This is a genomic window from Caloramator sp. mosi_1 (assembly GCF_028622835.1).
In the GTDB taxonomy this organism is placed as follows: Bacteria; Bacillota; Clostridia; order Clostridiales; family Caloramatoraceae; genus Thermobrachium.
On record NZ_CP117677.1, the window covers coordinates 2,615,054 to 2,637,741 of the forward strand.

The 22,688-nt window shown below is 31.8% G+C and carries 20 protein-coding genes and 10 pseudogenes; 2 read left to right on the plus strand and 28 right to left on the minus strand.

All coding sequences use genetic code 11. The features are described 5' to 3' along the window. Positions 1-43: 43 nt before the first annotated feature. The 12 genes and pseudogenes from PL321_RS18450 to PL321_RS18510 all read right to left on the minus strand — a co-directional run bounded on the left by PL321_RS18450 (position 44) and on the right by PL321_RS18510 (position 8,303). Complete coding sequence (locus PL321_RS18450; RefSeq protein ID WP_273964695.1) at positions 44-649, minus strand: glycosyltransferase; 606 nt, start codon at positions 647-649, stop codon at positions 44-46. A gap of 25 nt (positions 650-674) precedes the next feature. Continuing rightward, a complete protein-coding gene (locus PL321_RS18455; protein ID WP_273962945.1) occupies positions 675-1,010 on the minus strand; it encodes a glycosyltransferase in 336 nt (111 codons plus the stop codon). A 20-nt stretch (positions 1,011-1,030) separates the two neighbouring features. Continuing rightward, complete coding sequence (locus PL321_RS18460) at positions 1,031-1,177, minus strand: hypothetical protein (protein WP_273962946.1); 147 nt, start codon at positions 1,175-1,177, stop codon at positions 1,031-1,033. A 61-nt stretch (positions 1,178-1,238) separates the two neighbouring features. After that, positions 1,239-1,859, minus strand: a complete 621-nt coding sequence (locus PL321_RS18465) for an acetyltransferase (RefSeq protein WP_273962947.1) — start codon at positions 1,857-1,859, stop codon at positions 1,239-1,241. 32 nt (positions 1,860-1,891) lie between these two features. Then, positions 1,892-2,530 (minus strand): annotated as a pseudogene (locus tag PL321_RS18470) (sugar transferase). Between the two features lie 177 nt (positions 2,531-2,707). Beyond that, a pseudogene (locus PL321_RS18475) lies at positions 2,708-3,791 on the minus strand (DegT/DnrJ/EryC1/StrS family aminotransferase). A 116-nt stretch (positions 3,792-3,907) separates the two neighbouring features. Beyond that, a pseudogene (locus tag PL321_RS18480) lies at positions 3,908-5,759 on the minus strand (polysaccharide biosynthesis protein). Between the two features lie 186 nt (positions 5,760-5,945). After that, positions 5,946-6,446 carry a tyrosine-protein kinase family protein gene (locus tag PL321_RS18490; RefSeq protein ID WP_273962950.1) on the minus strand — a complete coding sequence of 167 codons (501 nt, stop codon included), beginning with the start codon at positions 6,444-6,446 and terminating at the stop codon, positions 5,946-5,948. A 149-nt stretch (positions 6,447-6,595) separates the two neighbouring features. After that, the gene (locus PL321_RS18495) at positions 6,596-6,874 is read right to left on the minus strand and encodes a GNVR domain-containing protein (RefSeq protein WP_337961238.1); all 279 of its coding nucleotides are present in this window, start codon (positions 6,872-6,874) and stop codon (positions 6,596-6,598) included. A gap of 263 nt (positions 6,875-7,137) precedes the next feature. Continuing rightward, complete coding sequence (locus PL321_RS18500) at positions 7,138-7,287, minus strand: Wzz/FepE/Etk N-terminal domain-containing protein (RefSeq protein WP_273962951.1); 150 nt, start codon at positions 7,285-7,287, stop codon at positions 7,138-7,140. Between the two features lie 47 nt (positions 7,288-7,334). Next, complete coding sequence (locus PL321_RS18505; protein ID WP_273962952.1) at positions 7,335-8,021, minus strand: tetratricopeptide repeat protein; 687 nt, start codon at positions 8,019-8,021, stop codon at positions 7,335-7,337. Positions 8,022-8,090: 69 nt separating this feature from the next. Next, positions 8,091-8,303: a hypothetical protein gene (locus PL321_RS18510; protein ID WP_273962953.1), complete on the minus strand. Its 213-nt coding sequence runs from the start codon at positions 8,301-8,303 to the stop codon at positions 8,091-8,093. 298 nt (positions 8,304-8,601) lie between these two features. On the opposite strand from PL321_RS18510, the gene PL321_RS18515 reads away from it, so the two are divergent. After that, positions 8,602-9,993: a transposase gene (locus tag PL321_RS18515; protein WP_273962954.1), complete on the plus strand. Its 1,392-nt coding sequence runs from the start codon at positions 8,602-8,604 to the stop codon at positions 9,991-9,993. 251 nt (positions 9,994-10,244) lie between these two features. On the opposite strand, the gene PL321_RS18520 is transcribed toward PL321_RS18515, so the two are convergent. The 3 genes and pseudogenes from PL321_RS18520 to PL321_RS18530 all read right to left on the minus strand — a co-directional run bounded on the left by PL321_RS18520 (position 10,245) and on the right by PL321_RS18530 (position 12,579). Continuing rightward, positions 10,245-10,826 (minus strand): 50S ribosomal protein L25, encoded by a 582-nt coding sequence (locus PL321_RS18520; RefSeq protein WP_273962955.1) that lies wholly within the window; start codon positions 10,824-10,826, stop codon positions 10,245-10,247. A gap of 182 nt (positions 10,827-11,008) precedes the next feature. Next, positions 11,009-12,190, minus strand: a pseudogene (locus PL321_RS18525) (RNA-guided endonuclease InsQ/TnpB family protein). Next, positions 12,174-12,579: pseudogene (locus PL321_RS18530) on the minus strand (MerR family transcriptional regulator). Before PL321_RS18530 ends, PL321_RS18525 begins: the two co-directional pseudogenes overlap by 17 nt. Before the next feature lie 276 nt (positions 12,580-12,855). Between PL321_RS18530 and PL321_RS18535 the strand changes: the two are divergent. Continuing rightward, positions 12,856-14,317, plus strand: a pseudogene (locus tag PL321_RS18535) (aminotransferase class I/II-fold pyridoxal phosphate-dependent enzyme). A gap of 170 nt (positions 14,318-14,487) precedes the next feature. On the opposite strand, the gene PL321_RS18540 reads toward PL321_RS18535, so the two are convergent. From PL321_RS18540 to PL321_RS18600, 13 genes and pseudogenes are all read right to left on the minus strand, one after another. Beyond that, positions 14,488-14,646 (minus strand): hypothetical protein, encoded by a 159-nt coding sequence (locus tag PL321_RS18540; protein ID WP_273962956.1) that lies wholly within the window; start codon positions 14,644-14,646, stop codon positions 14,488-14,490. Further along, a complete protein-coding gene (locus PL321_RS18545; protein ID WP_273962957.1) occupies positions 14,643-14,789 on the minus strand; it encodes a hypothetical protein in 147 nt (48 codons plus the stop codon). Before PL321_RS18545 ends, PL321_RS18540 begins: the two co-directional genes overlap by 4 nt. A gap of 74 nt (positions 14,790-14,863) precedes the next feature. Beyond that, entirely contained in the window at positions 14,864-15,319 is a 456-nt protein-coding gene (locus PL321_RS18550; protein ID WP_273962958.1) for a hypothetical protein, read from the minus strand. Between the two features lie 123 nt (positions 15,320-15,442). Then, positions 15,443-15,891, minus strand: a pseudogene (locus PL321_RS22020) (VanZ family protein). Positions 15,892-15,988: 97 nt separating this feature from the next. Next, positions 15,989-16,999 (minus strand): murein hydrolase activator EnvC family protein, encoded by a 1,011-nt coding sequence (locus PL321_RS18560; RefSeq protein WP_273962960.1) that lies wholly within the window; start codon positions 16,997-16,999, stop codon positions 15,989-15,991. Between the two features lie 169 nt (positions 17,000-17,168). Further along, the gene (locus PL321_RS18565; RefSeq protein ID WP_273962961.1) at positions 17,169-17,528 is read right to left on the minus strand and encodes an FtsX-like permease family protein; all 360 of its coding nucleotides are present in this window, start codon (positions 17,526-17,528) and stop codon (positions 17,169-17,171) included. A gap of 29 nt (positions 17,529-17,557) precedes the next feature. Continuing rightward, positions 17,558-18,055, minus strand: coding sequence for a permease-like cell division protein FtsX (locus tag PL321_RS18570; RefSeq protein ID WP_273962962.1), 498 nt, complete (start codon positions 18,053-18,055; stop codon positions 17,558-17,560). Then, positions 18,045-18,729, minus strand: a pseudogene (ftsE, locus tag PL321_RS18575) (cell division ATP-binding protein FtsE). The gene PL321_RS18570 and the pseudogene ftsE overlap by 11 nt, the downstream one beginning before the upstream one ends. A gap of 230 nt (positions 18,730-18,959) precedes the next feature. Then, complete coding sequence (locus PL321_RS18580; protein ID WP_273962963.1) at positions 18,960-19,808, minus strand: YitT family protein; 849 nt, start codon at positions 19,806-19,808, stop codon at positions 18,960-18,962. A 219-nt stretch (positions 19,809-20,027) separates the two neighbouring features. Further along, positions 20,028-20,957, minus strand: a pseudogene (locus PL321_RS18585) (transketolase family protein); the annotation flags it as partial. Continuing rightward, positions 20,950-21,779: pseudogene (locus PL321_RS18590) on the minus strand (transketolase). The pseudogenes PL321_RS18590 and PL321_RS18585, both read right to left, overlap by 8 nt. Before the next feature lie 209 nt (positions 21,780-21,988). Beyond that, positions 21,989-22,345 carry a type II toxin-antitoxin system PemK/MazF family toxin gene (locus PL321_RS18595; protein WP_273962964.1) on the minus strand — a complete coding sequence of 119 codons (357 nt, stop codon included), beginning with the start codon at positions 22,343-22,345 and terminating at the stop codon, positions 21,989-21,991. Then, a complete protein-coding gene (locus PL321_RS18600; RefSeq protein ID WP_273962965.1) occupies positions 22,305-22,604 on the minus strand; it encodes a CopG family ribbon-helix-helix protein in 300 nt (99 codons plus the stop codon). The genes PL321_RS18595 and PL321_RS18600 overlap by 41 nt, the downstream gene beginning before the upstream one ends. Positions 22,605-22,688: the final 84 nt, after the last annotated feature.

Consider the following 22,688-nt stretch of genomic DNA (forward strand, 5'->3'; position numbering starts at 1 on the left):
TCTTCTATTTCTTTTTCACTTATTGCTATATTCTTTTTTATGATTAGATACTGTTTTTTATACAATTTAAATATACCCTCTCCATCTCGTCCATTACTTTTTCAAGTGAATATTGTTTTATTATATCTAAACTTTTTTCACCAAATTTCATTCTTAAACATTCTGATTCATATAATTCTTCAATGCAACTTGCAAATTTTTTTATGTCATCTAAGCTAACAACATAGCCATTCTCATCATTTTTAACCAAATCTCTGTTTCCTCTACAATCCGTCACTACAAGTGGTAAACCTGTTGCCATCGCTTCCATAACGTTAACTGGTAAACCTTCTTGTCTTGATGCAGAAACTGCTATGTCTGATAAAGCCATCAACTGTGGGACATCTTTTCTATAACCCATAAACATTATATATTTATCTAATTTTAAATTTTGAACTAAATTTTCATATTTTTCTTTTAACGGGCCTATACCAACTAACAAAAGTTTTATATTTGGTATTTTATCTTTTAACTGATAGATAACATCTATTAATAAATCTTGATGTTTTCTATAACTCATTTCAGCAACATAAATCAGTACAAAATCATCATCCTTAAAACCATATTGACTTCTTAATACTTTTTTCTTTCTTTTGTTTGTTGAGTAAATTTATTTAAATCAATCCCTACTCCATTTACCTTGTAAATTTTTTTGCTTTAAACCCTTTTGTTATTGCACAATTATAGTCTTCATCATTAATTGTAATTAAACTATCCGTATATTTTGAAAGCCACTTTTCTATTGGGTAATATATTAACCAATTTTTTAATGGTGCTCCTTTAAAGAAGTGAAAACCGTGGGCTGTGTAAATAACTTTAGTATATTCTACTTTTCTGCAAGCTAATCTTGTTAAAAATGACGCTACTGGTGTATGACAATGAATAATATCATATTTACCATTTCTTATTATTTCTTTAATTTTTTTATATGCGGTAATATTATTTTTATTTAAAGGATTTCGATTAAACACGATTTCAAATGAAGTTGTAATTATTTTTTTAATTTATCATCTATTGGGTTTACGATATTGCAAGCTATATCAACTTGATATCCCATATTAACTAACATATCTATATGTGGTATTAAAAATGCATTTAGTGTATTGGATATTGTTGTAACATACAATACCTTTTTCATGTAAGCACTTCCTTTATTAAAGCTATTTATAAATTTTATTTATTAATGCAGCTAAATAAATTTAATCTATCTTTCTTGCAGGTACCCCTACATACGTTCCTGGTTCACTAATATCATTTACAACTACAGCACCTGCACCGATTTTACAACTACTAATAACATTTATATTATTAATTATAGAACTACCTATCCCAATCCAACTTCCCTTACCAATTGTAACTGTTCCTGCTAAATTCGCACCCGGAGAAATATGAACATAATCTCCTATAATATTGTCGTGATCTACACTCGAATTTGTATTTATTATGCAACCTTTGCCTATTTTAGTAGAACTGTTAATAACAGCACCTGCCATCACAACTGTACCAACACCTATTTTTACATCTGTTCCTATAACTGCGTTTGGATGAATTAAACTTACTATATTAAATCCTTCATATATTAGATTCTCCTGTATTTTTTCTCTAACTTCATTTTTACCTATAGCTATAAAAAAGTCTGCAACTTCTTTATACTTATAAGCTTCCGAAATTTTTCCCACAACTCTAAAACCTAAACACTCTTTAGTTGATTCATTATCATCAAGAAACAATATATCATTCCAATTACCCATTTTACTTGCAATATCTGCTACAACTTTACCGTGACCACTAGCACCTATAATAATTAGATTACCTTTCATAAATACAAGCTACCTCCAAAACAAACTATATATTAATAGTTTTGTACTTTTGTTCCTGTAAATTTTTCCATAGTTACAGATGTATTTGAACTAATTCCTTCTCTTATGAATACTTTCTTTAGAGTCAGCACTATTATTTTTAAATCTTTCATAAAACTGATATTATCTATATATTCAATATCCAAATTAAACTTTTCTTCCCAACTAATTGCATTTCGACCACTTATCTGAGCAAGTCCTGTTAGCCCTGGCCTAACTTCATGTCTTCTTTTTGATGCTCATTATAAAGTTCTAGATACTCTACTAACAGTGGCCTTGGCCCTACAATACTCATATCACCTTTTAAAATATTAAAAAGTTCTGGTAATTCATCAAGGCTTGTACTTCTTAGGAACCTACCAAACTTAGTTAACCTTACTGAGTCAGGGAGTAGGTTGCCGTTTTCATCTCTTTCATCTGTCATTGTTCTAAATTTGTACATTGTAAATATCTTTTCGTTTAGCCCAGGTCTTTTTGTTTAAATATTACTGGACTACCTAAATTAATCCTAACAAGAAGAGCAACAATAAGCATTACAGGACTTAAAACTACGATTGCAATTAAAGATAATATTATATCTAATGGCCTTTTGAAAAATCTTTCATAAATTCCTTTATTTTTGTAGTCCTTATCCTTGGTCTTGCATTAGTTTGAACTTCACTTTTCAATTGATTCACCTCTTTTGGAACGATAGTTTAACAATAGTGGAGCGGTAGTTGAACGATTGTGGAGTGATTGTTGAACAGTTGTTGAACTATTGCTTAACTACCGTTTAACTACTGTTCAACTACTGCTAAACCATCGTTTAACTATAATTCAACCACACTTTTTATAATCCTACATACTCTCTCAAGATCCTCATCTGTCATCTTTGTATCACTTGGCAGACATACACCATTCTCAAATAATTTCTCACTAACATTTCCTCCAATATAATCATAATCAGCATAGAATGGTTGCATATGCATTGGCTTCCATACTGGTCTTGATTCTATATTTTCCTTTTCTAAAGCTTCCATTATATCAATTGGTCTTACCTTCCCATTCAATGTAATTACACTTAACCAATAGTTTGGCTCATTCCATTCATTAATTGGCATAAACTCGATTCCTTCTAATTGTCCTAATTCCCTTTTATAATATTCAAAAATATATTTCTTTTAGCTACTCTTTGTTCAAGAACCTTTAACTGTCCCCTTCCAATACCAGCAACTATGTTACTCATACGATAGTTGTAGCCTAATTCGCTATGTTGGTAGTATCTTGCTGCGTCTCTTGACTGAGTTGACCAAAATCTAACCTTCTTTATCCTTTCCTCATCATCAGAAACTAACATTCCTCCACCTGATGTGGTAATTATCTTATTACCATTAAAACTAAACACACCAAATTTACCAAATGTTCCTGTATGTTTTCCTTTATAATAAGTACCTAAAGATTCTGCTGCATCTTCTATAACAGGTACATTATATCTATTACATATATTCATTATTCTATCCATATCTGTAGATAAACCATATAAATGTACAACTAAAACCGCCTTTACCCTTTCGCCATATTTTTGAAGTGCTTCCTCTAATGCATTTGGATCCATATTCCAAGTTTCATAGTTGCTATCTATGAAAACTGGAATAGCATTTTGATAAATAATTGGATTTGCAGTTGCTGCAAAGGTTAGGCTTTGGCAAAGAACTATATCTCCTTCTTTAACCCCTAAGGCTTTTAGGGCCATATGAATAGCTGCAGTACCTGAAACTAATGCGGCTGCATGTTTTGCTCCAACCTTGCTGCTAATTCCTTTTCAAACTCGTTAACATTTGGTCCAAGTGGTGCTACCCAATTTGATTCAAAAGCCTCTTTTATGTATTGCATTTCGTAGCCTTCATCACTCATATGAGGTGAAGAAAGCCAGATCTTTTTTATTTGTAGCTTGTTCTATCATAATACATTACTTCCTTTCTTCATAACGTGGTTAAAACTACTGTTCAACAATCGTTAAACTATTTTTTCTACTCATCCCCTGCCGCAATCTCATCATACACCTTATATGTATCTACAATCTCCTTAAGCTGCATCTTTATTTTTGTCTTATCCGATGAGTTTGCTGCAAATTTGAGGGAGTCTAATTTTTGTTTTAGCTCGTCAAGGTCAATTTCAAGGGGTTTTGCAACGTATATTTTGCTGTTTTGTGTTTTTGTTAGGCCCTCTTCTGCAAGAAGAAGCTCTTCATAAAGTTTTTCTCCAGGCCTTAAGCCTGTTACCTTTATTTCTATATCCCTTCCTGGTTCAAATCCTGAAAGCCTTATTAGGTTTTCTGCCATTTCATATATTTTCACAGGCTCGCCCATATCAAGTACAAATATCTCACCACCCTTTGCAAAGGAGGCAGATTGAAGTACAAGTTGGCAGGCCTCAGAGATTGTCATAAAGTATCTTGTAATGTCTTTGTGGGTAACTGTAACAGGGCCGCCCTTTTCTATTTGCCTTTTAAATAGAGGAATTACAGAACCGTTGCTTCCAAGAACGTTGCCAAATCTTACTGCAACATACTCAGTACTGCTCTTTTTGCATATGCCTGTACAATCATCTCAGCAACCCTTTTAGTTGCACCCATTACATTAGTTGGGTTAACTGCCTTATCAGTTGAGATAAGTACAAATCTTTTTACACCGTATCTATCTGCACACTCAACAAGATTTAAGGTTCCAAATACATTGTTCTTTACAGCCTCCGATGGATTTTTCTCCATCAGTGGAACGTGCTTATGGGCTGCTGCGTGAAATACAACGTAGGGCTTATATTCTTCAAAGATAGTCTCTAATCTTTTTTGTCTCTTATTGAAGCTATAACTACTTCTATGTTTGATGCATAGTTTTGCATCTTAAGTTCATTTTCAAGGTCGTATACACTGTTTTCATATATGTCAAGTATTACTAATTTTCTTGGGTTGAATTTTATAATCTGCCTGCAAAGCTCAGAGCCTATTGAGCCTCCTCCGCCAGTAACCAAAACAACCTTGTTTTCTATGTACTCCCTTATTGCCTTGTTATCAAGCTTAATTGGGTCTCTTTTTAAAAGGTCCTCAATTTTAACTTCTCTAATTTCCCTTACCCTTTCAGTATTTGACAGTACCTCATCCATAGAAGGCATTATCTTAACATCAAGTCCGGTTGACTTACAAATCTTTATTATTTCCCTCTTGTCATATATGTTTAGAGTTGGAATTGCAATTATTATTACATCAACCGCGTATCTTTCTGCAATCATTGGGATGTCGTTTCTATTTCCTAAAACCTTTACAGACATTATTGTTTTTCCTATTTTAGCAGGGTCGTCGTCTATAAAGCCTACTACTTCGTAGTTTAAAAGTATGTTTTGTCTAATCTCCTTAAGAAGAAGTGTTCCGCCAGAGCCTGCACCAAATATTAAAGTTCTTTTTCTTCCAAAGGCTTGTTTTTGTAAAACCAATCGATAACCTTCTGAGAAATCTAAAGCTGATTCTAATTATATTTGTTAAAAATAATATAATTAGAACATATAATAGAATAAATCTTGTTTCAAACTGTTTAAAAATAAAATTGTTTAGTATAAGATTTAATATAAGAACAGAAACATTTGCAAATAAAGAATTAATAAGTTCATCAAGGCTTGCAAATGTCCAAAGGCTTTTATATAGACCAAATAATGCAAATATAAATACAATTAATATTGCATTTAAAAAAGATATTTGTTATTAAATGAATATGTAACTTTATTTCCATATACAAAATATGAAGACAATATAAAGGACATATTTATTAATACTATATCGGTTAATATTAAAAATATATATCTATATCTTCTAACCTCCTCTATCATCATATCACCTGCCATTTAGTTCCATAGTTTTATAGGAATCATATTATCTAGTCATAGCAATACCTTTTTATAATTTTGTTTTTGAGTATGTTTTCATTTTTTGTCCAAAGTAATGTTGATAATAACGTTCATTTATAGATAAGTCTAACTTATTTAGAACCACTCCTAAAATATGTGCTCCTACTTTTTCTATTTGCTCCTTTGCTTTTTTAATGCATCTTTATCAGTCTGGCCAGATGCTACAACTAATAATGTACCATCTGCATATTTAGAAAGTATTTGTGCATCAGTTACCATTAAAACCGGTGGCGTATCTATAATTATGTATTCATACATATCTTCAAGAGTATTTAAAAAGTTTATCATACTATGTGAAGCAATAAGTTCTACTGGTGTTAGAGTGCTTGTCCCAGATATAATTAAATCAAGATTATCAACAGGTCCCTTAATTAATGCCTCACTAAAAACACATTCACCACGTAGAATATCTGATAGACCTTTTTGTTTTGAATAAACATTAAATATTTCTTGTATACCAGGATTTCGCATATTTGCATCCAATATAAGCGTTTTATATCCTCTTTGTGCCAATGTAATTGCAAGATTAGAAGTAACTGTAGATTTACCCTCTGATTCACACGAACTGGTAACAACAATCTTTTTTATTGTTTTTTTGAATTTGAAAAACAAATGTATGTTGTTAATTTTCTATATTCCTCTGTAATATATGAATTTGGATTAGTTAATGTAATCAATTTTGCTTTATCCATATTTACTTCTCCTTTTCTTATTTTTTAAAGTAGCAAGGGTTGATATCAACCCTATAAATCTATCTAACATTATTCATTATGATGTGGTATAATTCCTAAAACCTGTAAACCTAATACATCCTCTATCTCTTTTTCTGTTTTTACTGTGTTATCTATATACTCTAAAACAAATATAAGCCCAAGTGAAATCATTATACCTAATACAAAAGCAATTATGATATTAATTAAAGTTTTATTCTCAACTTTCTTTTTAACAACCCTAGCTGTATCTATTATTTGTATATTTTCTTCTTCATTATTAAACTTCTTAACCTCACCTATTATATTTTCAAGATGTTTATTTAATATTTCTTGGCCTTTTTTACATCATCTGACTTGTAAATTAAATTAATCATTTGTGTATCTGGTTGAACAATTACAGAATATTTTTTATTAAATATATCTAGATCTAGATTTAGATTTAAATCATCATTGTTTTTGTATTATTTTTTCCGATTTTGCGATTTCTGCATATATCTTTGTCATTTTTTCATCTATCATTATTTTATAATTTAAATCCTTTAATTCTTTATATCCTTTTTCCTGTGCAGGTTTAACTATAAAACTGGCCTTTAATTCATATTCGTTTTTGGAGTTAATACAAAAACACTAATCATTGTACTTAACAATGTTAGTGTTACTGTTATCCAAACAATCAACTTTATCCTTCGTTTAATCATATAGAACAGCTCTACCAAATCAATTGTCATTTCTTGTTCCATTTTCTTAACCTCCTTAAATTTTTGAAATACCTGTCTAACCTAAATAATTATAGCATATTTTTCGCTTTTTTACAAGTTACCCTGTATTTCCTCAATCCACTTTTTGCAATTTTATCATCTTTATCTATTTTAAGTGCAAGTTCAAAACTTTCCTTTGCCTTCTGTGTTTCATTTAAATAAAGATAGCATACTCCTATGTTGCATATTATGCTTGAGTCATTTGGTTTTAATTTTAATGCATCTTTAAAATATCTCAATGCTTCTTGATAATATCCTAAACTTGCTAAGTTAAGACCTATTTCAATATTTACCTCTGGTACTTCTAATTTTGAATATAGTTCATAAAGATACATAAGTGCCTTTTCATTTAGACCTAAGTTCCTATAACATACAGCAATATAATATATAACATCTAGATTATCAGGATTATTTTCATATAAATGTATTAGTATTTTTAATGCTTCTTGATAATTTTCTAGCTTAATAAGTTCAACTGCCTTATCATAATTTTCAACAGCTTCTATCTTTTCAATCATCTCCTGTGCTCTTTCTCTCGTTAATTCATTATGTATACATTTTCTAAAATGATACTTTGCCAAATCCATATCAATATCCAAATAAAGAAGTGCTAAGTTGTAGTTTGCAATTGCATTGTTTTCATTTATGTTTAAAACTTCCTTAAGTGATTTTTCTATTTCATCTTTAAAATCAAGCCCTGTTTTGTTGAAGTTCAAATAAAAGGTAAATCCTATTTATTAAGTTAGTTTCACTTTTATTTAAAATACAAAGTGTGTTTGCATATATTAGTGACTTTTTAGGGTTTTGTGATTTATTTTTTCTATTTGACTAATAATATAACTTTCAATCGATGATATATTTTTTAATAAATTTATATATGTATATTTGTAGATAAAATCATTATCTACCCCAAGAAGTGTTATTATTCCATCTAATATGTAACTTAATTTTATATTGGTTTCACCTTTAAAGGCCATTTGTTTTAAATCTTTAATCAATATTGGATATTCACCTTTTTTATTGTAAAGGTATCTTTAATTTGATATGTTATATCTTTGTTTATTTCTATAAAAATTATATTTTCAACTTCTTTTTTAAATAATCTACATATTTCAAGAAATTCACCCCATTTTTATTTTTATTTAGCCTTGAGCATAACTCAAAGACCTTGATTTTACTAGCCCGATAGGGCCAAATTTTTTATCACTCAAATTTATGTCATAGGATTTCCTCTCTTTTTGTCGAATTATACTATATAACCACACATAATACAAAAACAATAAGGAGGAAATCTCTATGTACCAACGTCAAGAAATATTTAATATAATTGAACTTTTTACTTCTCAAAAACTTATCAATTTTTATACTAAAATCTTTGATAGTCTTGATTTATCTATATTACCCGATAGGATTCCTTCTAAATATGGTCCTAATGGCTATTCTCGCTATGCTCTTTTTAGAGCCTTTATTGTTATGAAATGTGAGAAGTTCGGCAAAATTACTGACCTAAAAGATTTTCTAGAAAATAATCTAATCATTGCTCAGCTTTGTGGTTTTAATATTCTTAAGCCTTTGCCTTCATACTCAGTTTTTCAGAGATTTATTAAAAATTTATCTAACTCTTATCTTAAGGAAATCATGAAAAATCAAGTTAATATTCTTAAAGAACTAGGATTTATTGACAACAACTTTATATCAGTTGATGCAACGCCTGTTAAAGCTAACACTAAATTTAATAATCCTAAATGCTTCGCAAATAACAAGTTTTCTAAAAATAACCCGCCTTCTTCTGATAAAGATTGTAAATTAGGTGTTCATACTGCTAATAACTCTATGAATGTTCAAGTTTCAGAAGATAAACCTAATAATTCAAAGAAAAAATATGAATTCTACTGGGGATACAAAAATCATGTTATTTGTGATGCTATCTCTGGTCTTCCCATTGCTGAATTTACTACAACCGCTGATGTCAATGAAATTTCTAACTTTACAGAAATCCTATCTGATACAAATGAGTGGTTCCCACTCAAAGGTAGTTATATTATTGCTGATAAAGGCTATGATTCAAAGCAAAATCATGACTTTATTCGTAATACCCTTAAAGGTCATGCTTTCATTGCATTAAATAAACGTGGAAGAAAGCCTAAAGACTTAACATCCACAGGTAATGTAATATGCGATGCTGGATTAGCAATGCATAAAGATGGCAAACAATATTTTGATTCCTATATTAAACAAAAGTTTTGCTGTCCTTTTAGAACTTCTAAAGATGATTCTTTATGTCCATGTAACCACGAAAAATTCTTTAACGGTAAGAAAAACAGAGGTTGTGTAAAATACATAAGTATTGGCACTGATTATAGATCTTCCATAAATCGTGATTCTATATTTTTCAAGAAAATATACAGTCTTAGAACTGAATCTGAAAGATACAATTCTAGATGGAAGAATCTAAATACTGAGCAAGCTTATGTTAAAAATATTAACTCTGTTGCTAATCTAAATACAATCGGACATATTTGTCTTTTAACTATTGCAATTGCTGCTATAAAATCTGGCTGTGTTGATAAATACAAATCCCTATCGGGATTAAAAGGACAGCTTAAACTAAGTTATATCAAAATTTTTAAGCATCAATTTCACCAAGGGGATAGTCTACCCTTTTTTGTTTCTTTCATTTCAATTTAAATTCCATTTTTGATAGTTAAGCTACGCTTAATAAAAATTGTAATAATTTAACTTTTGTTGTTTTATTTTTTATTTAATTATGCTCATATCTATTTTTATTTTTAATTTTATCACGCTCCATTTTAAAATTCAATTAAATAAAGCATTAGGCTTCATAACCTAATGCTTTTAGTATAGTTACTACCAATATATATTATCCAATTATAAAATAAGCAACTTCTGTCGAAAAACATTTTTTACAATAGTTTTATTTATATTATTTGTACCTCGCTTGTATCTTGATTCCTTTGTTCTTTGAAATAGAAGATTTGAGCTATTGTTGCATCCTTTGGTAGGTCTATAGCTATCTCTCTTGCTATTTCTACATCCTTTAGGGTAACCTTGTAGTTTCCTGTAATGCTTGATAAATCTATTGTAATATTCTTAGGTATTCTATCAGCTGGGGCATCCACATCTACATAGGATATTTCCTTTTGGATTAGAAGACCTCTTGATTTTAGGTAATCTTCTCCTGTAAAGTTTATTGGAACCTTTGTATGTACCTTTTTGTTTCCCTCTACCCTTTCAAAATCAATGTGGAGTACCTTACCATCTATTGGGTCCCTCTGTATGTCCTTTATCATTGCATTTTCGTGTTTGCCGTCTATATTGATGTCGACTACAGCGTGAGGGCCGCCATTTTTTAAAACTTCAAATAAATCCTCCATAGCAACTTCTATGTTGAAGTTTTGTTTGTTTAGGCCATATATAACTGCAGGAAGTTTTCCTTGTTTTCTTAGTCTGTGATTTTCGGTTTTTGAAACCTTTTGTCTAATTTCTGCTTTTATTTGCATCAATACTCCGTTACAGAAAACTTATAAAACTCTGTAAAGTTTTTACCAAACCTTATAAAGTTTATGTTTCCTTCCTTGTTCATCGTGTCCAGTTTCGCCTAAGCTACTCCTGTTTGTTTGACACTCCGAAGGCTTAAATTCCCCACTAACGTATGGGTACATATCAATAACTGCTTTAAGTGCTATGCTACTCCTTTACCATAATTCTTTAGGTTTATACTTGCGTTTAAATCCCTATCTATTTCATAACCGCACTCATCACATATAAACGTTCTTTCTGATAAAGAAAGTTTATTTTTATAGCACCACATCTGCTACAAGTTTTAGACGAAGGGTAAAATCTATCCGCAACTATAAACTTTATTCCATTCCAAGCACACTTATATTCCATCTGCCTTTTAAATTCGTGGAATGTCGCCTCTTGTATTGCCTTAGATAGCTTCCTATTCTTTAGCATTCCACAAGTATTTAAGTTTTCCATTACCACATACTCTGGCTTGGTTTTCGCCAAAGATGTAGTTATTTGATGAATATAATTGTGTCTTATATTTTTAAGCCTTCTATGTGTCTTTAAAACAAGGAATTCCAACTTCTTTATATTGTTAGTTTTTCTGTAACGGTATTCACCTCCTTCTGTTTGAATTTTATTTAACTCATATTTTTTAGACAACTTACGTTGTAATCTTTTAAGTCTTTTTCTAACTTCTTAACTTTGCTTGATTTGTTTATATTTTTAAACTTCTGTCCACTGCTTACTATTGCTAAATCTTTTACTCCTAAATCTATACCTATACCTTCGGTATAATTTTGATGTTTAGTTTCAACTTCTTCTACTCCCACACTTAACCACCAATTTAATCCATCAAATGTCACTCTTGGATTAGAATATTTAACATCGTTTCCTGTTGGTATCCTGCCTTTTTCAGCAAGTTTAACAAAGTTAAGTTTTTGCTTATTACTCTTTTTAGAAGTAGTTAATTTTTCTAACTTTACATATGTATCAGTTATTTTAATTTTCGCAGTATCAACATAAAAACTTGGTCTACTTTTCTTTTTTGACTTAAACTTAGGAAACTCTGCTCTGCCGTCAAAAAATTCTTAAAGCCTTGACAAGCGTCTTTAATAGCTTGTTTTGTTATATTGTTTGAGTAGTTATTAAGCCAAGCATATTTTTCTTGTTTCTTTAACTCAGTTAACTTTTTCCTAAGTTCTCCATCATTTAAAAACTTGCCGCCATTTTTGTAGTTTTCTTGTTGTGTTGATAAAGCAAAGTTATACGCCCATCTTGCAACCCCTGCACACTCGAATAACTTTGTTCGTTGTTTATTGTTAGGTAGAAGCATTACTTTATAGGTCTTTATCATCATCTACCAGCTCCTTAATCATTTTCTTGGCTTTATTAGCTCTTTTACCTTTCAATTTACAACTAAAAACTGTTATTATCTGTATTAAATCTTCTACAAGTTCTTGTTCTTCAATTTTTTCTGTGTTGTCTATTACTTCAATGTTTGTTCCATACTTTGAACATAAATTCTCTATTAATTCATATCCCAATCTAACAAGTCTATCTTTGTATAGAATAACTATTTTCTCAACCTCCAAGAAAATGATTAAGTTGTTCCTGTGAATAATATCTAAATTCTGATGGTGCAACGTGTGCAGGTTTTAATACACCTGTTTTGTCCCAATTTCTTAATGTTTGTTCTGTTTTACCTATCAGTTTGGCAAATTGTCCTATGCTATAATATTTCATTAGTATCACCTCTATATACACCAATATTCCAAATTTTACAAATTGTATATAGAGTTTTATATAATTTTATAAATTTTATTTTAACTGTTGCTTCCCTCCTTATCATTTTTTACAAATATCTATTACATTAGAGGAGTTTTCCCTTTTTGTTTTATTTTTATACACTGAATATTATTAAAAATTAAGGAAAAAATTTATATAGGTAATTGCATTTTTATCTTTAGTGGAATATAATTATTAAGGCTTAATTATATAGGAAAGAGGGTGGATATAACATTGTATAAGATGGATCAAACCAAAACACCAATTTTTGATGCTTTAATGGAATATGTAAAAGAGACACAATCCCCTTCCATGTACCTGGGCACAAAAAGGGCGATGGAATGGACAATAAGTTTAAGGAGTTTGTTGGAACAAACATTTTATCTATTGATGTTACTGTTTTTAAGCTTGTTGATAGTTTGCACCATCCAAAGGGACCTATAAAGGAGGCAATGCAACTTGCTGCTGATGCCTATGGTTCTGATATGGCCTTTATCTCAATTCACGGTACAAGCGGTGCAATTCAAACTATGATAATGTCTGTTGTAGGAGAAGGAGATAAGATAATAATCCCAAGAAATGTACATAAATCAGTTACAGCAGGTATAATTTTATCTGGTGCAGTACCTGTTTATATGCAACCTGAAGTTGATAAAAACTTAGGTATAGCTCATAATGTGACTCCAGAAACAGTTGAAAAAACGCTAAAGGAAAATCCAGATGCAAAGGCTGTTTTAATAATTAATCCAACATATTATGGTGTTGCAACAGATATAAAAAGATTGCAGATATTGTTCACAGCTACAACATTCCACTAATTGTAGATGAAGCCCACGGACCCCACTGTGGTTTTAATGAAAAATTACCTATGTCTGCTATGCAGGCAGGTGCTGATATATGTGCCCAAAGCACCCACAAGATAATAGGTGCAATGACACAGGCATCCTTTTTACAGGTTAGAGCTGGAAGGGTTGATATAAATAGAGTTCAGCAGATTATGAATTTACTTCAAACAACCAGCCCATCTTACCCTCTTATGGCATCCCTTGATGTTGCAAGAATGCAAATTGCAACAAAGGGAAAAGAACTTCTTAATAGGGCAATAGAGCTTGCAAGCTATGCAAGACGTGAGATAAATAAAATACCTGGACTTTACTGCTTTGGTGAAGAGATACTTGGTCAACCTGGGGCCTTTGCCTTTGACCCAACTAAGATTACAGTTAATTGTAAGGGACTTGGGCTAACAGGGTATGAGCTTGACCAAATACTTGCAGATGAATATCATATACAGATGGAACTTTCAGATTTATATAACATTCTTGCTGTAGGTTCCTTTGGTGATACTAAGGATAAGATGGATAAGTTTATAGAGGCACTAAGGGAAATATCTGATAGATACTATGGAACAAGGCCAGCAATAGGAAGCGTTCTTGATTTACCAGGCATACCAAAGAGGGCTGTTACTCCAAGACAGGCCTTTAATGGGAAGAAGAGAACAGTTCCACTTAGGGAGAGTACAGGGCTTGTTTCTGCAGAGTTCTTACTTGCATATCCACCAGGAATTCCAATTGTGTGTCCTGGTGAGATAATAAATGAAGAAGTGTTAGACTATGTTCAGGCACTAAAGGATGCAAACCTATATGTTCAAGGAACAGAAGATCCAAATGTAGAATACATAAAGGTGCTTGAGTTATAGAAAAATCCACCCACCTGATCGGGTGGATTTTAGTTTATATAACTAAAAACATTCTATATTTAAATTCAAATTTTAAGTCTTATTATTAGTAAAAGATAAACAAAGTAAATCAAATATATTACACATTATAATTAATGCAAATATATTTCATAATTTATCGTTATAATAATCTATCTTATTATACTTAATTTTTCTTCTACATTTTTTCTATCCATTGATTCAAGATATTGTATATATTCTTTTTCATTCATATCAAGCACAGGGGCATAAACAGTTAAAACTCTTTTAAAATAATCTATGCCGTAGTCAAGTCTATTTAGGCAGTTCATAAGTTCTGTACCTGATATTCTAAATCTAAGAGATTTTCTTTTTTGTTTAAGGCTGCCTTTACATCATCAATTTCCTCTTTTGTATTGTTAATTAACTTTATTTTTTCAAAGTTCTTTAAGAGAGCTTTTCTGTAATATGGCATTGCTTCATCTAAAACTTTTTTATTAAATACTAAGTTTTCCTTTGAAAGGGAATTAACCTTATCTATTAATTCCTTTAATGCCTTATTATTTTCTCTTTTAGTGGTGTTAGTTTTGAAAAAGCTTCCATCAATCTATCTGTTTTTGCAAGTCCCTCTGCCTTTAAAGCATCAAGTGCAACGCACATTTTTTCAAAGTCCTTTTCTTCTCTTTTTAATTGTTTTTCATCCATAACCGCCTTAGGAATTCCACCGCTGAACACATCATCAAATAAAACCTCAAATTGATAAGCAAGGTAAGCAAGCTCCTCTATGTCCTTTTCGTCCTCAACCTTTTGTCCATCCTCTGTAACATATAGGTAGCCATTTACAGTTTGACGCACACTGCCTAAAAATACTTTGTTAAATTGAATTTCGTGAAAGAGCTTTCCTTTATATTCTATAGGAAGGGAGACACGAGCAACTTCACGTTTTTTTATATATTTATCTGCTATTTCTTTAAATCTTCCCTCAACCTTATTAAAAACAAGCATAAAAAACCTCCCTGTTTAAGGTATTTTTATTAACAATATAATTTTTTATCTTAATATAATATTAGAAAAGTTTTAATTACTCTACTAAATAATAATATAAAACTAAAGCCTTAATCAATACATTTATTTTACCATAATGCTTTTATGTTTCCAATTAAATATTTTTATTAATCCTATACCAACTATTGCACCTAAAGAGTCAATTAATACATCCTTTACTCTTGGTCCCCTACCTGGAACAAAATACTGATGAAACTCATCAGATGCTGCATATACAAAGCAAATTAAAAAGGCTATTAAAAACTTATTGTTTGTTTTAGTATGTTTTAGGTATGTATATGTAAGTATGCCTAAAAGCATAAATAAAAGAAATGCGCATTTTTTCTAACTAAAAAATCTGCACGCTCTTGCCCAATTTTGTTATCTATATCTTTACCTGTTGTGACTTTAACTGTTTGTATTACTTTTCTATTCCTTGTGTGAGATATGTATGCAGGTTCTGAGGATAGGTAAAATATAATTGACATTTGAATAATTAGAAGAAGAAATGGTACTTTTCTTTTCATTAGCATCTACCTCGTTTTTTATTTTTAATTATATGATTTACATATTATTACTATATTATAACATTAAGCTAAAATATGAAGCTATCCCTTTAGGATAGCTTCTTTACTGCCCTACTATATAGTATGGAGCTGGGTCTACTGGTGTACCATTTTTTCTTATTTCAAAGTGAAGATGTGGTCCTGATGAAAGACCAGTATTTCCTGATTTTGCAATCATTTGCCCCTTTTCAACAACTTGTCCAACAGAAACCAAGATTTTTGATAAGTGGGCATAGGTTGATGTTAATCCATCTCCGTGATCTATTATAACAACATTTCCGTAGCCAGACATATATTTTGCTATTATTACTTCTCCCTTTGCCATAGAATATATTGGCGTTCCTGTTGGTACTGCAATATCCATTCCATTGTGCATTCTTGCATATCCAAGAACTGGGTGCATTCTCATACCAAAGGGTGATGTAACCCTTGGTATATATCCTAAGTCACTTACCTTTATAATTCCTGTTTTGGAAAAAGTTCCATAGTTTTTGTTTTTATTTTGTCTTGCTTGAATTTCCTTAATTTGTTTTTCTAAAAGCTTAGACTCCTCTTGTTCTGCCTTTAAAACTTTTTCAAGGTATGCTTTATCCTTTTCAAGTTTATCATAAAGCTTTCTTTGTTCCTTACAAGCTGCATCAAGTTCGCTCTTTTGTGATGAATATTCATACTGCATATTTATAAGATTTTGTTCCTTTTCTCTAATCTCCTTCATTTTATTTTCTATTTCTAACTTCTTTTCATAGATTGATTGCAATATGTTTCTGTCGTTTTCTACTATTGCCTTTATTATTTCAGCTCGTCCTAAAAAATCTGAAAAGCTTTGGGAATCAAAAAGTACTTCCAATATACTTGTGGGTCCATTCATATACATAACCTTTATTCTTTCTCTATACAATTCCTGTTGTTCTTCAAACTCTTGTTCTAGCTTTTTTATTTCCTGATTTAGTTGCTTTATATTTCTTCTTGTCTCTATAATTTGGTTATCTAATTTTTCTATACTATTTTGCAGTTTTTCTATTTTTGCATTAAGATCATTGATTTCCTTTTCTACATCCTCCTGCTTATCCTTCACATCTTCAATCTTACCCTTTAGATTTTCTATGTTTTTCTTTGTTTCATTGAGTTGTTTTTGTTTTTCCTTTAACTCATCCGCTAATACATAGGATGAAGAGAATGTAAAAATATAGTCATAATAACTACCACAATCTTCCTATTCAAAGGCCATCCCCCAAATAAAATTTTTATACTACAAGAAATCTTCTTATAGAAATATAGCTTCCAAATCCTCCAATTAAAGTTCCAAGAAGACTAAATTGCCACCAAAACTCTTTTACAGCCTCCTGTGGTGGAACTAACGTAAATACCATTATATTTTGCTGAATTGCACTTGCTGCATAAGAATATGCATTTTGTACTATGAAGGCAGCTATAAACCCTCCTATTAATCCCAATAGTAATCCTTCAAGTATAAACGGCCATCTTATGAACCAGTCTGTTGCTCCAATAAATTTCATTATGCTTATTTCTCTTTTTCTTGCAAAGACTGTAAGTTTAATTGTATTTGAAATTAAGAATATTGATATTGTACCTAAGATTACCATAAGCACTGTTGAAGAATATCTTACTATCTTTACAAGCTTTGAAATTGTTTGAACTGTTTTTTGGCATCTTTAACCTTTAATATTCCTTCTAACTGTGCTATTCTTGGGCTTACATATTCTACGCTATCTGGACTATCAACCTTTATTATAAAGGATGCTGGAAGCGGGTTTGATTTCTCTAAGCCCTTTGCAAGGTCCTTGTTTTCTCCAAGTTGTTCTTTAAACTTTTCAAGGGCCTTTTCCTTTGATTCAAATTCAACACTTACAACGCCCTGTATTTCTTTTATCTGTTTTTCTAATTGCTGTTGTTTTAGAGTTGTTACGTCGTCCTTTAAAAAGGCGGTTATTTCTATCATATCTTCAACATTTGTAGCAAAACGATTTACATTTATTGCTAGTACCATAAAAACACCTAATATAAACAGTGTTGCTGCCACTGTTGTTATTGATGCAAGACTCATTATTCTGTTTCTATATACACTTTTTAAAGTTTCTTTTATATAGTACTTTATCGTATTAATCCTCATATCCGTATACACCTCTTTGCTGATCTCTTACTATAACTCCCTTTTCTATTGCTATAACTCTTTTTTCATTCTATCTACTAAATCCTTTGCGTGAGTTACCATAAGCACAGTGGTTCCACTTTTGTTTATGTCGTTTATCAAGGACATAATTTCCTGTGCTGTATCTGGGTCAAGGTTTCCTGTTGGCTCGTCGCAGATTAAAAGTTTTGGACTGTTTACGATTGCCCTTGCTATTGCAACCCTTTGTTGCTCTCCACCTGACAATTGGTGTGGATAGTTCTTTTGTTTGCTGTAAAGTCCAACTAAATCTAAAACTTGTGGCACTCTCTTTTAATCTCCTTATGACTTGCTTCAACTATTTGCATAGCAAATTCAACATTTTCATAGACAGTTTTATCTGGAAGTAGCCTAAAATCCTGAAATACTACTCCTATATTTCTTCTATAGTAAGGCACTTCCTTTCTTTTAAGCTGTGTTATATTTACATTGTTAACAACTATGTCTCCACTTGTAGGTTCTATCTCCTTCATTAAAAGTTTTAAAACTGTTGATTTACCTGCACCACTTGGTCCAACCAAAAACACAAATTCACCCTTTTGAACTTTAAAGCTGACATTTGATAGGGCAATATGGTTATTTTTGTAGACCTTTGACACATTTTTTAGTTCTATCATCAGCAACAACTCCTTATTTCGTCGTATTGTATAATAGTTGTGTATTTTTCTACAACATATATAATAACATAAATTTGTTTTTTGTGTGAAAAAAATTTGTAAATGAAAAAATTTCTTATACAAAAACCACCTTGGTGATAATGCGATAAATTGTAAGCTTTTCACATTTCACTCAAGGTGGTTATTATTTTACATAAATTAACATAAGTAACATTTCACCTGGGTGGCACTTATTCTAATTCTGTGAACCCTTCACCTAACACTTCGTGAACATTACTTACGCTAATGAAGGCCCTTTTGTCAAGTTCCTTTATGAATTCTCTAAGCTTTATAAATTCCTTTCTGCTTATTATTGTCATTAAAACTTCCTTCTTTTCTCCTGTAAAGGCACCTCTTCCATCGTAGATGGTTACCCCTCTTCCAAGCTCTTCTATTATATATTTCTTTATATCTTCGCTTTTTGAACTAATTATTGTAACTTGTTTGCATACGTTAAGACCTTGAATAACGTTGTCTATAACAAATCCATTTATTACAACCCCTAAAAGTGCATACATACCTATCTTAGGACCAAAGGTAAGTCCAGCTGCAAGTGTTATTAAAAAGTCTGATAAAAGAAGTGACTTTCCAATATCAATGTGAAAGAACTTATTGATAATTTTTGCAATAATGTCTGTTCCGCCTGTTGAGGCGTTTTGGTTAAAAACAATTCCCATACCTATACCCGATATTAAGATTCCAAATAAAAGTTGTAGTAAGAGGTCATCTACTACAGGTTGTGATATTGGATAAAGTTTTTCTAAGAGCCATATCATACCAGATAGTCCTAAGCTTGAATATATAGTCTTAGCTCCAAAGTTGCTTCCTATTACAATGAAGGCGATTATAAAAAGTATTATATTCATACCGAGCATTAATAGTCCAACAGGAAGTGCAGGGAAAAATTGATTTATAACTATTGCAAGACCACTTACTCCACCTGCCGCAAGGTTGCTTGGTACTAAGAAGTAGTATATACCTACTGCAACTAAAAATATACCTATGGTTATAAAAATATATTCCTTTATAGCCTTTTTCATTATATTCCTCCTTTCATATGGTAGTGTCCTTCCAATTCTGCATATTCATTTTATCATTTCCCCAAGAATAAAGCAAATTCAACCTCTTTGGTTTTATGCATTCATTGTATATTTTTGTGTTTTTCTTCTATTTAGACAAATTTACATTAGTTTGCTTAAAAAGTGCCACCCAGGTGAAATGTTACAAGATTTCGCCTGGGTGGCACTCATCTTACTTTTAGCTACAGCTTCCTTTACAGCCTTTATTATATCTTCCTTTGTTAATCCATATTTCTTTAGAAGTTCTGCTGGTTTTCCTGATTCACCAAATGTATCTTTTATTCCAACCCTTACAACTGGTGCTGGGCATTTTTCTGCCACAACTTCACAAACAGCACTTCCAAGTCCACCTATTATGTTGTGTTCTTCGCAAGTTACTGCTGCCTTTGTCTTTTTAACTGAGTTTACAACAGCCTCTTCATCAAGCGGCTTTATTGTGTGGATGTTTATTACCTCTGCGTCTATTCCTTCCTTTTGAAGCTCTTCTGCTGCCTTTAGGGCTTCGCTTACCATTATTCCTGTTGCAAAGATTGAAACATCCTTACCTTCCTTTAGTAAAACTGCCTTACCTATTTCAAACTTATAGTCTGGTCTATCGTTTATTGTTGGAACTGATGATCTTCCAAGTCTAATATACACTGGTCCATAGTATTCGCTTGCCGCCTTTATTGCTGCCATTGTTTCAACGTCATCAGCAGGACATATTACTGTCATATTTGGTATGCTTCTCATTAGAGATATATCTTCAACTGATTGGTGTGATGCACCGTCTTCGCCAACTGTAAGGCCTGCGTGGGTTGCTGCTATTTTTACATTTAGCTTTGGATAGCAGACAGAGTTTCTTATTTGTTCAAAGGCTCTTCCCGCTGCAAACATTGCAAATGTACTTGCAAAAGGAATCTTGCCGCAAGTTGAAAGTCCTGCTGCTGTTCCTATAAGGTCAGCCTCTGCTATACCAACATTGAAAAATCTTTCTGGAAATGCCTTTGCAAAATCAGCAGTTTTTGTTGATTTTGAAAGGTCTGCATCTAAAACAACTATATTTTTGTTTTCCTTACCAAGTTCTACAAGTGCCTTTCCATAGGCTTCTCTTGTTGCTAAATTAGCCATTTATCGCACCTCCTAACTCTTGTAGTGCCTTTTCACATTGTTCTTTGTTTGGTGCTGTTCCGTGCCAGCCTACTTGGTTTCCATAAAGGATACGCCTTTACCCTTTACAGTCTTTGCAACAATCATAGTTGGCATTCCCTTTGTAGCCTTTGCCTTATCTATGGCATCGAATATTTGGTTGTAGTCGTGGCCATCTATTTCTATTACGTTCCAACCAAAGGCTCTAAACTTATCTGCTATTGGAGTTACGTTCATAACGTCCTTACAAGGGCCGTCTATTTGAAGTCCGTTAAAGTCAACAAAGGCTGTTAGATTATCAAGTTTGTAGTGTGCTGATGTCATTGCTGCTTCCCAAACTTGACCTTCTTCAAGTTCTCCATCTCCTAAAAGTATGTACACTCTGTAATCTTTATTGTCAAGCTTTCCTGCAAGTGCCATTCCATTTGCAACTGAAAGACCTTGACCAAGGGAACCTGTTGACATATCAACACCTGGAGTGTTCTTTATGCTTGGGTGTCCTTGTAGATTTGAGTCAATCTTTCTTAAAGTCATAAGCTCTGATTTGTCAAAGAAGCCCTTTTCTGCAAGAACTGCATATAGAACTGGAGCTGCATGTCCCTTTGAAAGAATGAATCTGTCTCTGTCCTCCCACTTTGGATTGTTTGGGTCTACCTTCATTTCACTAAAGTATAGTGATGTTAGGATTTCAACTGCTGAAAGTGAACCACCTGGATGTCCTGATTGAGATTCAGTTAACATCTTTATAATGTTTTTTCTAACTTCAACTGCTATTTCTTTTAGTTTGTTGATGTCTCTATTCATCACATATTCCCTCCTTTTAGTCTTTATATTTATTATGCCATAAGGCCTATTTTTCTAACCGCAGAAATATTATAGCACATATTTTGACAAATTACACACTATTTTTATGTTGACAAATTGTAAATTTTAATTTTAAAAATACAAAAGAGTGTCAACCCATTGATTGACACTCTTAATATCTCTGCGGTTATATTTTTTCGTTGGTGGTACTAAAAGTCTACTAATCCTAAACTTATAAGTAATGCTTCATCTACTTTCTTCATAAGCTCATCACTTATATGTCCTATCTTTTCCTTAAGCCTTCTTTTATCTATTGTTCTAACCTGCTCTAAAAGTATAACGGAGTCCTTTGTTAGCCCATAATCCTCACAGCATATTTCAACGTGGGTTGGAAGTTTGGCCTTGTTTATCTGTGATGTTATGGCCGCAACAATTACAGTAGGACTGTACCTATTACCTACATCATTTTGTATTATAAGTACAGGTCTTACTCCTCCTTGCTCTGAACCTATGACAGGGCTTAAATCAGCATAGAATATATCTCCTCTTTTCACCACCTGAACCATCTAATATATCACTCTCCGCAAGCTCTGCTTCATATTTGGCAAGTTCCTTTAAATCGCAGTCCATTCCACATTCTGCAATTTCAAGGTTTATGCTACCCATCTCTTGATAGCCCTTCTTCATAAGTTCCCTGATGTTTTTCTTTTTATGTTCCTTAATATATAATATTACAGCTTCCTTAATAAATTGACTTCTATTTTTACCATTTTCACATTCTATAAATTTATCAAATTCATCGAGTAAGCTCTCGGGGAGGCTCACTGTTATTTTTTGTTTTTCATCATCATACCCCCTAAATTTACCTATGTAGGCGAGGCTTTAATATGTATATTATACCACTTTATT

What these genes read in the sequence shown, in the direction of transcription:
- PL321_RS18460 (WP_273962946.1), bottom strand. Translation starts at nt 1,177, where the DNA reads ATGAAAAAGGTATTGTATGTTACAACAATATCCAATACACTAAATGCA.
- PL321_RS18465 (WP_273962947.1), bottom strand. Translation starts at nt 1,859, where the DNA reads ATGAAAGGTAATCTAATTATTATAGGTGCTAGTGGTCACGGTAAAGTT.
- PL321_RS18500 (WP_273962951.1), bottom strand. Translation starts at nt 7,287, where the DNA reads ATGGAACAAGAAATGACAATTGATTTGGTAGAGCTGTTCTATATGATT.
- PL321_RS18515 (WP_273962954.1), top strand. Translation starts at nt 8,602, where the DNA reads ATGTACCAACGTCAAGAAATATTTAATATAATTGAACTTTTTACTTCT.
- PL321_RS18520 (WP_273962955.1), bottom strand. Translation starts at nt 10,826, where the DNA reads ATGCAAATAAAAGCAGAAATTAGACAAAAGGTTTCAAAAACCGAAAAT.
- PL321_RS18540 (WP_273962956.1), bottom strand. Translation starts at nt 14,646, where the DNA reads ATGAACTGCCTAAATAGACTTGACTACGGCATAGATTATTTTAAAAGA.
- PL321_RS18545 (WP_273962957.1), bottom strand. Translation starts at nt 14,789, where the DNA reads ATGCCATATTACAGAAAAGCTCTCTTAAAGAACTTTGAAAAAATAAAG.
- PL321_RS18550 (WP_273962958.1), bottom strand. Translation starts at nt 15,319, where the DNA reads ATGCTTGTTTTTAATAAGGTTGAGGGAAGATTTAAAGAAATAGCAGAT.
- PL321_RS18565 (WP_273962961.1), bottom strand. Translation starts at nt 17,528, where the DNA reads ATGGTAATCTTAGGTACAATATCAATATTCTTAATTTCAAATACAATT.
- PL321_RS18570 (WP_273962962.1), bottom strand. Translation starts at nt 18,055, where the DNA reads ATGAGGATTAATACGATAAAGTACTATATAAAAGAAACTTTAAAAAGT.
- PL321_RS18580 (WP_273962963.1), bottom strand. Translation starts at nt 19,808, where the DNA reads ATGAAAAAGGCTATAAAGGAATATATTTTTATAACCATAGGTATATTT.
- PL321_RS18595 (WP_273962964.1), bottom strand. Translation starts at nt 22,345, where the DNA reads ATGGTTCAGGTGGTGAAAAGAGGAGATATATTCTATGCTGATTTAAGC.